The 11,706-nt window shown below is 71.5% G+C and carries 8 protein-coding genes and 1 tRNA gene; 7 read left to right on the top strand and 2 right to left on the bottom strand.

Annotated features, from left to right (window positions below):
- Positions 1-125 precede the first annotated feature (125 nt).
- Positions 126-201, top strand: a tRNA-Gly gene (locus GGR71_RS08375).
- Between the two features lie 131 nt (positions 202-332).
- Here the strand turns inward: GGR71_RS08375 and GGR71_RS08370 are convergent.
- Together GGR71_RS08370 and GGR71_RS08365 are read right to left on the bottom strand one after the other, a co-directional pair.
- Positions 333-749, bottom strand: a complete 417-nt coding sequence (locus tag GGR71_RS08370) for a DUF4087 domain-containing protein (RefSeq protein WP_237474306.1) — start codon at positions 747-749, stop codon at positions 333-335.
- A 91-nt stretch (positions 750-840) separates the two neighbouring features.
- A complete protein-coding gene (locus GGR71_RS08365; protein ID WP_237474307.1) occupies positions 841-1,293 on the bottom strand; it encodes a hypothetical protein in 453 nt (150 codons plus the stop codon).
- Between the two features lie 253 nt (positions 1,294-1,546).
- Here GGR71_RS08365 and GGR71_RS08360 point away from each other — a divergent pair, with 253 nt between their 5' ends.
- From GGR71_RS08360 to GGR71_RS08335, 6 genes are all read left to right on the top strand, one after another.
- Complete coding sequence (locus GGR71_RS08360) at positions 1,547-2,119, top strand: RNA polymerase sigma factor (protein WP_160958969.1); 573 nt, start codon at positions 1,547-1,549, stop codon at positions 2,117-2,119.
- Positions 2,100-3,161 (top strand): FecR family protein, encoded by a 1,062-nt coding sequence (locus GGR71_RS08355; protein WP_160958971.1) that lies wholly within the window; start codon positions 2,100-2,102, stop codon positions 3,159-3,161. Before GGR71_RS08360 ends, GGR71_RS08355 begins: the two co-directional genes overlap by 20 nt.
- A 67-nt stretch (positions 3,162-3,228) precedes the next feature.
- Positions 3,229-6,276, top strand: coding sequence for a TonB-dependent receptor (locus tag GGR71_RS08350; RefSeq protein ID WP_160958974.1), 3,048 nt, complete (start codon positions 3,229-3,231; stop codon positions 6,274-6,276).
- 168 nt (positions 6,277-6,444) lie between these two features.
- Positions 6,445-8,118, top strand: a complete 1,674-nt coding sequence (locus GGR71_RS08345) for a tetratricopeptide repeat protein (RefSeq protein WP_160958976.1) — start codon at positions 6,445-6,447, stop codon at positions 8,116-8,118.
- A 96-nt stretch (positions 8,119-8,214) separates the two neighbouring features.
- Positions 8,215-9,411 carry a DUF3142 domain-containing protein gene (locus tag GGR71_RS08340; RefSeq protein ID WP_160958979.1) on the top strand — a complete coding sequence of 399 codons (1,197 nt, stop codon included), beginning with the start codon at positions 8,215-8,217 and terminating at the stop codon, positions 9,409-9,411.
- Positions 9,398-11,605, top strand: a complete 2,208-nt coding sequence (locus tag GGR71_RS08335) for a hypothetical protein (protein ID WP_160958982.1) — start codon at positions 9,398-9,400, stop codon at positions 11,603-11,605. Before GGR71_RS08340 ends, GGR71_RS08335 begins: the two co-directional genes overlap by 14 nt.
- The last annotated feature ends 101 nt before the right edge of the window (positions 11,606-11,706 follow it).

Raw genomic sequence — 11,706 nt, 5'->3', positions numbered from 1 at the left:
GCCAGCGGTCGCGGCGCTTTGGGAGCCGCGCTGCCCCGCAGACGTCCCGACGCGGCGCACGGACATTTTTTGCAACGCAGGGCTAGCGCACCTATCGACAGGCGTGTAGAATGCGCGGCTCCCAAGCGGGAATAGCTCAGTTGGTAGAGCGCAACCTTGCCAAGGTTGAGGTCGCGAGTTCGAGTCTCGTTTCCCGCTCCAAATTGCGTCACTTGCCTCCTGCAAGGCGAGTGAGACCCTAAGAAGGAGCTTCGGCTCCTTTTTTCGTTGTTGCGCTCCGTACCCTCCGCGGCAACGCCGCCGCGCAGGCAGCCGGCCACGGAGCGAACGCGCTACTTCAGCGGATTCTCCGGCTCCTTGCCCTGCAGCGCCTTGTCCTGCCGGCAGGTCTTCAATGGCTGCACCGTGGCCGCCACGATCGCGGTCACTTCCTGGGTATCGTCACGCGCGCGCACCTTCAGGCAGGCGCAGCCATAGCCGGCACTGCCCGTTCCGGTCGCCACCCAGCGCGCCCGGGAAAACGTCGGCCACGTGCCCTCGGCCTGGTGCCCGCCCTGCTGGCCGACCGTCCATTCGCCGTCCTTGTCCACGAGCGTGGCGTTGCCGGGCGAGGGATTGTCGAACCAGCCGCAACGCGTGACGGTCTGCGCAGGCGGCGCGGCCTGCGCGACGACGCACAGGCCGAGCGCCGCGACCAGAGCCGCTCCGCATACGCGGACGCACTGCAGGACAGGTCGCGATGGGGTCATGAGCTCAGCATCGAGTGGCGAGGCCGGCATCATCGCAGATTGGCGTTTGCCGGCGTTCTCGAGAGGCCAGGCACAGCGCCAGCGCAGCCCGTCAGTGCCCTTGCTCCTGATAATCGGTCAGATAGTGCTCCGGGTTGCTCTCCGCCGACAGGCCGGCGTCGTAGCGCACCCAGGTCGGCTTGGGCGCACCTGGCACATACAGCTCGCCCGCGGCCTCGCTGACGATCAGCAGCACGTAGGGACGTCCGTCGAGTTGCACGGTGTAGCGGGTGTCCTTGTCGGTGGTGCGCGTGCTGGCGAGCAGGATCTTGCCGTCGATGGCGCTGTCCGCGTCGATGACCTGGATCAGCGCCTGTTGCCGCTCGCGCGGCCCGTAGCGCAGCGTGGACACCTTGACGCCATCGGCCGAGGCGTAGGCCTTGACCTGCTTGGCCACCTCCGGCCGCGCCGGCTCGGCATGCGCGACGGCGGTGGCGCCGGCGAGCGGCAACGCGCACAGCAGCAGGGCGAAGGTGTGGTGACGCAAACGGGACAACAGGTGCATTGGCCGGGTCCTTGGTGGGAAACTAGCGGGGATGAGCGGACCGATCGCATCGGCCCGTGCTGGAATAGACGAAGCAGACCGCCGCTTCCCCCATGGCAGCGGATCGAGGAGAAGCGAGTGACAGGACGCACCCTGCTTTGCCGCGACGGCGGCTCCCTGGCGCCACCGGCGCCATCCCACCCGAGCAGCGACACGCCGGTCCATCGCCTGCGCTACGCCGGTCGTGTGCAGTGCCATCGCATGGAGCCGCGCCATGAGCAATGAACTGGACCGCTGGTTCGCCCAGCAGATCCTCGTCCACGAGTCGGCGCTGGTCGCCTACCTGATGCGATGCTGGCCGCATCCGCAGGAAATCCACGATCTGCGCCAGGAGGTCTACACCCGCGTCTACGAAGCGGCGCGACGCGCCTTGCCGGACACGCCGCAGGCGTTCCTGTTCGCCACCGCGCGCAACCTGATGGCCGACCGGGTGCGGCGCAGCCGCATCGTTTCCATCGAGGCGGTGGGGAATCCGGACGACTTGAACGTCTTGATAGACGAACGCTCGCCGGAACGCTGGCTCGGCGGCCGCCAGGTGCTGGCGCGGCTGGCCCATGCGCTGGACCGGCTGCCGGACCGCTGCCGCGAGGTGCTCTGGCTGCGCCGGGTGGAGGAACTGTCGCAGAAGGAGGTGGCGGTGCGCCTGGGGATCAGCGAGAAGACCGTCGAAAAACACATGGCCAAGGGCGTGCGCCTGCTCGCCGATCATTTCCATGGCGCGGTGGTGACCGCCGCGCCGATGCCCGTGGTGGTGCAGGAACCGCAAGATGGAAAGCTGGGCGATTGAAGCGCTGGCCGCGCAGTGGCTGACGCGGCGCGAGAGCGGCACCTGGAGCGCGGCGGATCAGGCCGAACTCGATGCATGGCTGGAGGCGTCCACCGCGCACCGGGTCGCATTCCTGCGCCTGGACGTGGCCTGGAACGAAGCCGCGCGCCTGCGCGCGCTGGGGGCCGGCATCCCCGCCGGGCAACCGGCGCCGCGCGGCTTGAGCACCGGCCTGACGGTGACGCCGGGGCCGTCGATCCCGTCGCCGCTGCAGGTGCCGGTGGTCGCACGCGCGGCCACCACGCGGCGGCACGCCACAGTCCGCCGCCGCGGCTGGCTGCTGGCCGCGCTCGGCGCCGCAGCCAGCGTCGCCATCGCCGCCGGGCTGTACCTGGGCCTGGTGCCGGCGACACCGACGGCCCAGGCCTACCGCACCGAGATCGGCGAGCTGCGCACCGTCACCCTCGCCGATGGCTCGCAGGCGACGCTGAGCAGCGACAGCCTGCTCGAGGCCAGCATCGGGCCGCAGGCGCGCCGGGTGGTGTTGCAGCGGGGCGAGGCGTTCTTCTCGGTCCACAAGGATCCGGCGCGGCCGTTCGTGGTGCAGAGCGGCGCGCGACGCGTGGTCGCGGTCGGCACCCGCTTCGACGTGCGCCAGGATCGCGACGCGCTGCGCGTGGTGGTGACCGAGGGCATGGTGCGCATGGAGGATCCCGGCGCCGCCGACCGCACGCAGGCCGTGCTGCTGCCCGCCGGCAGCATCGCCACGGCCGGTCCGCAGGGCGCACGCGTCCACCGTACCAGCGTCGCCGAGGCGGAGCGGCAACTGGACTGGCGCCAGGGCTACCTGAGCTTCGACGATGTGACGCTGCCGCAGGCGGTGGCCGAGATCAACCGCTTCAACCGGCGGCCGCTGGTGCTGGCCGACCCGGCGCTGCATGCGTTGCGGATCAGCGGCAGCATCCGCTGGAACGATCTGGAGGGCTTCGCGCGGCTGCTGGAACGCGAGTATCCGGTGCGCATGGAACCGCATGCGGAAGCGGTGATCCTGCACCGGCGTTAGCCGCCGCGGCCGCGCCGTGCCACGGCGCGCCGCCCTTCCCGTTCCGTCTCGCCACCAGGAGATGCGTATGCCGCAGCGGTCGATCCAGCGCAGACTGACGTGGGGCGCGCTGCTCGCCACGGCAGCCGCTTCGGCGATCGCGCAACCGGCCCGCTTCGACATCCCGGCCGGGCCGTTGGCGCCAGCGCTGAACACGCTGGCGCGGCAGGCGGGCCTGCAACTGCTGTATCGGCCCGACCTGGTCCGCGACCTGTCCACCCCCGGCGTGAGCGACGTCGCCGATCCGCTGCGGGCGCTGGACGCGCTGCTGCAGGGCACCGGCCTGCAGGCCCAGCGCGTGGGCAGCGATATCGTGCTGCAACGACAGGCCGCAGTCGCCACGCCGGCAGTTGTGCTGGCACCCGAGGACGTGCCACGCGCTGCCGCGGCGCCGGCGCAGCTGGCCACGGTGCAGGTCACCGGCTCGCGGATCCCGCGCGCGCAACTGGAAGGGCCGGCGCCGGTGACGGTGATCGATGCCGAACAGATCCGCGCCAACGGCTTCCGCCGCCTGCCGGACGTGCTGCGCGCACTGACCCAGAACGGCGGCGAGACCCAGAGCCAGCAATCGGGCAGCGGCGCCGACTACACCCCGGGCGCCGAGCAGGTGAGCCTGCGCGGGCTGGGCCCGAACCATACCCTGGTGCTGATCAACGGCCGCCGCGTCGCCGACTTTCCGCTGCCGTTCAACGGCCGCAGCAACTTCGTCGACGTCGCCAGCCTGCCGCTGGCGATGGTCGAGCGCATCGAAGTGCTGAGCGGCAGCGCCTCGGCGATCTACGGCTCCGATGCGATCGCCGGGGTGATCAACATCCTGCTCAAGCGCGACGCAGACGGCACCACCGTGAACGCCCGCGTCGGCCAGAGCAGCCGCGGCGATGCACGCACGCTGCAGGCCAGCCTCACCCATGGGTTCTCCGGGCAGGCGCTGTCCGGCCTGGTCGGCCTCGAGGCGAATCTGCAACAGCCGCTGTGGGCCTACCAGCGCGCCCGCCAGGATTCCAGCAGCGACGCCCCCAATGCACGCGCGACCGCACCGCGGCGCACGTTCCTGCGCACCGATGGCGACGACGTCTATCTCGACCCGGGCGCGGCGACCTGCGCGCAGCTGGCGGCGCTCAACGGGCACGACACCGGCTACAGCGCGCGCGACGGCGCCGGTGCCGGCGGCCTGCCCGGCTACTACTGCGGCAGCTCGCGCGCGATCGCCTACGGCACCATGCTGCATCGCCGGCGCAGCCTTGATGCCTATGTCACGCTGCATCGCGCGCTGGGCGGGCGCGCCGAGTGGTTCGCCGATCTGCAACTGGGCCTGCAGGACATCGCACTGATGCGCGGCGTCCAGACCTGGGCCTACATGCGCCCCGATGGCAACGAGGAAGGCTATTTCTACAACCGGCGCACCGCGCAGGTGGAGTACTGGAGCCGGCAGTTCGCGCCGGAGGAAATGGGCGGACTGGCAGTCGGGATGGTCCGCAACCGGCAACAGCGCCTCAGCGTGGCCACCGGCGTGGACGGCGCGTTCGGCAGCGACGGCTGGTCCTACGAGGCCGTGCTCAGCCACTCCCAGGCACGGCTGCGCACACGTTGGCCGCAGATCGTCGCCGCGCGCGCCAATGCCTGGTTCCTCGGCGACCAGGTCGGCGTAGATCCGCGCTCGGGCTATCCGAGTTTCGACGCCGACCCGGCGCGGCTGTACACCGCACTGACGCCGGCCGAGTACGCCGCGATCGCCGCGCGCACCACCTACCGACCGCAATCGCGGATCGACGCGGCGACGCTGACCCTGCGGCAACCGGCGCTGGTCGGCTTGCGCGGCGGCGATGCCGGCCTCGCGCTCACCGCCGAAGTCGGCGAGCAGGCCTACGCCCTGCACCCCGATCCGCTGGCGACGCAGTCCTACTACTACAGCTGGCGCGACGCCGATGGCGCAGGGCAGCGCCGGCGGTGGGCGCTGGCCGCGGAACTACGCGCGCCGCTGCTGGAATCGCTGACCGTGGACAGCGCGGTGCGCTACGACCGCTACGCCTATTCCAGCCGGCAGATCGGCCGCTTCACCTGGAGCGCCGGCCTGGAGTGGCGGCCGAGCGAACGCCTGTTGCTGCGCGCCTCGCAGGGCCTGGCGTTCCGCGCGCCCGACCTGCATTACCTGTATGCCGGTGAGGGCATCGACGAAAGCCAGGGCACGGACTACCTCCGTTGCGCCCGCGAAGACGCCGCCGTGGCCGCCGCCGATTGCCGCTTCGACAACGAGCCGCTGCTGCGCCGGCGCCGCGGCAATCTGGATCTGAAACCGGAGACCAGCCGCGCCTGGACCGCCGGGCTGGTGTGGTCGCCGCTGCAGGGGCTGGACCTGAGCCTGGACTATTTCGCGATCGATCTGCGCGACCAGGTCCAGGATCTGTCCGCCGATCGCGCGTTGCGCGATGAAGCCGACTGCCGCCTGGGCCGCCGCCCGCTCGCCTCGCCCGCCTGCCAGCAGAGCATCGCCCGGGTCGTCCGTACCGCGGACGGACGGCTCTACGCCGTGGCGCTGGGCCCGATGAATCTGGCCCGTACCACCACCAGCGGCCTCGATGCGCTGCTGCATGGGCAACGCGACACCCGCTTCGGCACGTTCGAGGCCTCGCTCGCCTACACCTGGGTCCGCCAGTACCGCACCCAGCTCTATGCCGGCGAGCCGATGCAGGAAGCGTTCGCGGTGAACAGCGGAGTCGACATGCCGCGCACCAAGGCCAGCGCCAGCCTGCGCTGGTCGCGCCAGGCCTGGTCTGCGACCCTGCACGTGCAGCGGCTGGGGCGCCTGCCCAGTTGGGCGTCCTCCACCGGCACCTACGATCCGAACAGCGGCCTGTCGCCCTGGATCGGCGCCAGCTATCGCGTCAACGCCACCGTGGAATACCAACTCGACGCGCGCACCACGCTGTCCCTGGCCGCCACCAATCTGTTCGATGCGATGCCGCCGCGCGATCGCAGCGCCATCGTCTACCCGTTCTACGACATGTCCTGGTTCGATACCGTCGGCCGCCAGCTGTTCGTGCAGTACAGCCGCCGCTTCGGCGCGGCGGCGCCCTAGCGGCGCAACGCCGTGCGATCGGCGGCAGCGCGCATCGCCGCCGATCGGCCCCGGCCGCGGTAGGGAAAGCGGCAGCTGGCTCGTCTATCTACCGCAACGTTCCCGCGGGAGACGCTGCCGCGCGCTGCTGCCGGTTCCCGCACCGCCCTGTTCCGGAGCCTCCGCTGCATGCAGACCCTGATCCAACGCGGCATGGCCGCCCTTCACCAGGACGACGTCGACGGCCTGTACGCACTGTGGTCCGGCACGACCGTGCTCAACCATCTGCAGGAGGCCGACCTCGACCTGCTGATGCAGCGCTGCGACGCCAGGATCCAGGCCGCGCCGGGCGACGCCGGCCCGTGGCTGTTGAAGTGCCTGATCTACCTGGACTGCAGCGCCCACTTCAGCGGCGACCGCGGGCAGGCGCTGCGCACCGTCGCCGACTGGGCCGAGCGCGCGATCGGCCTGGCCCCGGACAACGCGCAGGCGCACCGCCTGCTCGGCAGCGCGCACTACTGGCTGGACGAACCTGCCGCCGCGATCAGCGCCTATCGCAACGCGCATGCGCTGCAGCCGCAGGTGGACCTGCAGGTGCGCCTGTTCGAGATGGAGGCGCTGCCCGCCGGGCAGTCGCCGCAGTTGCTGCAGTTGGACTTCCGCGACGGCAACGCCTGCCACTACTACGGCGCCGGCGTGTCCATCGGCAAATGGAAGCATCCGCAGATGGATCCGGCCGACGCCGGCTACGTCGATGCCGTGCAGTTCGCGCTCTACGAGCACTGCACCACCCTGTTCCGGCAGTCCATGGAACTGGGCGACGCCGCTACCTGCAACACCGACACCCATACCTTCGCGATGTGCTGCAACAACCTCGGCCTCCTGTACATGGACCGAGGCCTGTACGCGCAGGCGCAGGCGATCCTCGAAGAAGGGCTGCGCCACAGCCAGTTCCAGTTCCTGCATCAGAACCTGCGCGAGGCCTACCGCCAGCAGGGCATGCACGCCGAGGCGGCGGACCTGGCGCTGACCCTGATGATGGACTACGAGCTGGACACGCCGCTGTTCCTGGATTGCGCGCAGGGCGCATGCAGCCATCTCAACCGCGTCGGCCGCTATGCCGACGTGCTGGAAATCGCCGACGCGGCGCAGGAGGAGTTCGAGGCGCTGCCCGACGACGCCCAGGCCGATCCGGAAATGCTGCGGCTGTATGCGCTGATGCAGGCGCACCACCGTCTCACCGCGGCGCGCGCGCTGGGCCGGCTGCAACCGGAGCACGTCGATACCGCTCTGTCGCAGGCGGCAGCCGAGGCGAATCCGCACGACCTGGACACCCTGTTCGTGCACGCCAGCGCGCTCGGCGAAGCGCGCGACTACCCGGCCGCGGTCGACGCCTACGCCGCCCTGATCGCCCAGGCCGCGCAGCAGCAGAATGGTCAGGCGCTCAAGCGCGCGCGGCACGGGCGCGGTTACCTGCTGCTGTACTATCTGCCGGACGCCAAGGCCGCGCTGCAGGACTTCCTCGCCGTGCAGCGCGACGGCACGGACGACTTCTACACGCACTACTACCAGGCCAACTGCCATTACGTGCTCAAGGACTACCGCAGCGCATTGCCCGCCTGCGACGCGGCACGCGCCCTGCTCGACGACGCAGTGCTGCAGGCGGACCCCGGCTCGGCGGCGCAGCTGTACATGATGGAAGCCAATTGCCACATGAACCTCGGTGCCTATCCCGCGTCGGTCGCCGCCTTCGAGCGCTCGCTGGCGCTGCACGAGCGTGCGGACGTGCGCGAGAGCTACGACCTGGCCCGGCAACTGGCCGCCAAGCCGAAGAAGCGCCTGTTCGGGCGGCTGTTCTCGTGACCGCCACGGCATGCCACGTTCCGGGCACTGTCGGCCTGACGGCGTCATTCCCGTGCCGCGGCCACGTGCGGCCGTGCGTGTCCTGACGCAGCTGTCGTGTCGCTGCGCTGCGCGCTCCTCGGGCTGAGTCTGCTGCTTGGTGGCTGCGCGGCATCGTCGCCAGCGCCGCTGGAGCAACAGGTCTACATCTGGCAGCGGCAATGGAGCGGCGCGCATGCCGCGGCGCTGGCGCAGACGCGCGCGGATTTCTCGGCGCTGCGCGTGCTGGCGCTGCAGGCGCATCCGCGCGCCGGCTGGGGCCGCGCCGCAGTGGATCTGCGGCAGCTCGCCGCCGATGGCCGCCCGGTGATCGCGGTGGTGCGGCTGGACGGGCAGTTGCCGGCACTGGACGCGACGCGCATCAATGCCGAGATACGGCAGGTGGTGCACACCTGGCGCACTGCCGGCGTGACGCTGCGTGGGGTGGAGATCGACCACGATTGCGCCACCGCGCGTCTGCCCGCCTACGCCGCGCTGCTGCGGCGGCTGCGCAGCGTGCTGCCGGCCGACCTGTCGCTGAGCATCACCGCCCTGCCCGCCTGGCTGGACAGTCCGGCGCTGACCGCGCTGCTGCGCACGGTCGACAGCTCGGTGCTGCAGGTGCACGCCGTGAACGCACCGGCTGCCGGCCTGTTCGATCCGGTGCAGGCGCGGCGCTGGGCCGACCGCTACGCCCGGCGCAGCGCCACGCCGTTCTGGCTGGCCCTGCCGGCCTACGGCGTGGCCCTGGTCGACGGCACCGACGCCGACGCCGCGCCGTTGATCGAAAGCGAAGCGCCACTGGTGGCGAGCGGCACACGCCGCGAACTGCGCGTGTCGCCGCAGCAACTCGCCGGCTTCGTCGATGCGCTGCGCGCCCACCGCCCGCCGCACCTGGCCGGCATCGTCTGGTTCCGCCTGCCGCTGCCGGGCGACCGCCGCGCCTGGCCGCTGGCGACGCTGCAGGCGGTGGTGCACGGGCGTGCCTTGCACGCGGCCGTGCAAGTGCAGGCCAGCGGCACCGGTCCGGTCTATGACCTGACCCTGGCCAACCACGGCAACGCCGCAGCCGCGCCGCCGCGGCGCGTGATCCTGCGCGGCAGCATCTGCGAGGCCGGCGACGCGCTCGGCGATTACCGCCTGCACCTGCCGGCGCCGGCGCCGAGTTTCGTTCGCACCACTACCTCCCCGCCCCTGGCCGCCGGCGAACGCCGCGTGCTCGGCTGGGTCCGCTGCCGCACGCTGCACACAGGTGCCATCGATGTCCTGCCGTGATTCCCGGCCCGTAGTCGCGCTCGCCACCGCGCTGATTCTGCTGCCACTGGGCGGCGCCCGCGCCTGCGGCCCGGAGTTCCCGTACCGCTTGCTCGACGATCGCGCCGGCGCGCTGGCGCAATTGCCCGAGGGCAGCTTCGCCCGCGAGGTGCAGCGCCTGGGCGCACCGATAGAGGGCCTCGGCCGCGCCAGCGCGGCGACCCTGCCACGCTACTGGGACGCCGGCACGCAGTTCCCGCAGCAACGCAACGACGTCGAACGCACGCAACTGGACGCCGCGCAGTTCGCCAGGATCGAGCAACTGCGCGCGCTGCACGATGCGCAGCAGGCGCAACGCGATGGTGCCGATCTGCCGCCGGAACTGCGCCTGTACACCGCCGGCGCAGTGGCGTTCGCGCAGGGCGACTATCCGTCGGCCGCGGACTACTTTCGCCAGGTGCTGGCCCTGCCCGAGGCGCAGCGCCGAGCGCGCAGCACCTGGGCCGCCTACTCGCTGGGGCGCAGCCTGGCGCTGGCCGCCGACGGCGCGCTGGCCGGCGATGCGGCCGCGCAGCGGCAGGCGTACCGGCTGCAGGCGCGACAGGCCTTCCAGCAGAGCCGCGCACTGCGCCTGGCCGGGTTCGACGACCCGCTGGAGCTGGGCATCGCCAGCCTCGGCGAGGAAGCGCGCGTGCTGCTCGCCACTGGCGACTGGAACGGCGCGATCGGCCTGTACGCGGTGCAGGCGGCACAGGGATCGGACACCGGCATGAGCTCGCTCAAGCAGGTGGCCGCCGATCTCGCCCGCCGCGGCGATGCCGAACTGGCGCCGCTGCTGCAGCAGCAGGCGGTGCGGCGGCTGCTGATCGCCAAACTGCTCAGCGACACCACCGCGTTCGATCCCGACACCGGCAGCGCGCTGTCCTCGGCACGCTTCCTGCGCTTGCTCGAAGAGGCGACCCACGACCCGGTGGAAGATGCCGACCGCCTCGCGGCGCTGGCCTATCGCCAGGGCGATTACCGCGGCACCGCGCGCCTGCTCGCGCATGCCGGCGACAGCGGCCTGGCCTGGTGGCTGCGCGCCAAGATGGCGCTGCGCGACGGCGACGCCGCGCGCGCCGCACAGGCCTATGCGCAGGCGGCCCGGCGCTTCCCGCCGAACGAGGACTGGGGCACGCGCCGCGCCGCGAACTGGAGCAACGAGACGCTCAAACCGCAATGCCGTATCGAGGGCGAAGCGGCGATCCTGGCCTTGCAGCGCGGCAGCTACGTGGAGGCGTTCGCGCAGCTGTACCGCAGCGGCGACCTCTACTGGGAAGACGCCGCCGCGGTCGCCGAACGCGTACTCACCGTGCAGGAACTGCAGGACTACGTGGATCGCCACGTCCCCGCCGCGGCGCCGGCCACCACGGACGCGACGCCGGAGTACTGGGAGCGGACACCAGCGCTGAAACTGCGCGAACTGCTGGCGCGCCGGCTGATGCGCGCCGGCCGCTACGACGACGCGCTGCCCTATTTCGCTCAAGCCGAGCTGCGCGAAGCGGCGCGCGGCTATCGCGATGCGCGGGAACAGGCCGCATCGGCATGGACCGGCATCGGCCGCGCCGAGGCCAATTACCGGGCGGCGTTGATCGCGCGCCGCCAAGGCATGGAACTGCTCGGCTACGAACTGGGGCCGGACAACCGGGTCTACGCCGGCAACTATGCCGAAGCGGCCTCGCACGCGCAGGTGCGCCCAGGCGGCCTGATCGCCGCCGCAGAAGCGCAGCGCTGGAACGCCACCGCCGCGCAACCCTACCGCCGCTACCACTACCGCTGGATCGCCGCCGCCCTGGCCGATCGCGCCGCCGACGACCTGCCCGCACGCAGCCAGGCCTACGCCGCGGTGCTGTGCCAGGCCACCGACTGGCTGATCACCCTCGACCCCGCGCAGGCGCGCCGTTCCTACCAGCGCTATGTCGCGCACGGCGCGCTCAACCCGGTACCCGGCAAGGCCTATGTGTTCGGCGTGGGCGCCTGCGAGACGCCGGATTTCGAGGGCGCGCGGCGGCGCCTGTGGATCGAGCGCGGCCAGGCCGTGCGCCAGTTCGTGCACACGCAACGACTTGCGCTGGGCGCGGCCGGCCTGGCCCTGCTGGCCGCAGCGGCATGGCTGGTGCGCCGGCGCATACGGCGCAGGGCGCGCGAAGCGGCAACGCAAACGCCGCAGAACTGAGTCAAGCGCCGGATTGGGCGATCGAGCGCATGACACCGGCTGCCCGGCATCACCGGCGAAACCGTCAGGCCCGCGCTGCGCCGCCCTGACCAATCCCCAAT

It is taken from the genome of Xanthomonas sp. F1 (genome assembly GCF_014199855.1).
The sequence above is the reverse complement of the archived record's forward strand: the minus strand, read 5'-3'. Positions and strand labels throughout refer to the sequence as shown.

What these genes read in the sequence shown, in the direction of transcription:
- GGR71_RS08355 (WP_160958971.1), top strand. Translation starts at nt 2,100, where the DNA reads ATGGAAAGCTGGGCGATTGAAGCGCTGGCCGCGCAGTGGCTGACGCGG.
- GGR71_RS08365 (WP_237474307.1), bottom strand. Translation starts at nt 1,293, where the DNA reads ATGCACCTGTTGTCCCGTTTGCGTCACCACACCTTCGCCCTGCTGCTG.
- GGR71_RS08335 (WP_160958982.1), top strand. Translation starts at nt 9,398, where the DNA reads ATGTCCTGCCGTGATTCCCGGCCCGTAGTCGCGCTCGCCACCGCGCTG.
- GGR71_RS08350 (WP_160958974.1), top strand. Translation starts at nt 3,229, where the DNA reads ATGCCGCAGCGGTCGATCCAGCGCAGACTGACGTGGGGCGCGCTGCTC.
- GGR71_RS08360 (WP_160958969.1), top strand. Translation starts at nt 1,547, where the DNA reads ATGAGCAATGAACTGGACCGCTGGTTCGCCCAGCAGATCCTCGTCCAC.
- GGR71_RS08370 (WP_237474306.1), bottom strand. Translation starts at nt 749, where the DNA reads ATGACCCCATCGCGACCTGTCCTGCAGTGCGTCCGCGTATGCGGAGCG.
- GGR71_RS08345 (WP_160958976.1), top strand. Translation starts at nt 6,445, where the DNA reads ATGCAGACCCTGATCCAACGCGGCATGGCCGCCCTTCACCAGGACGAC.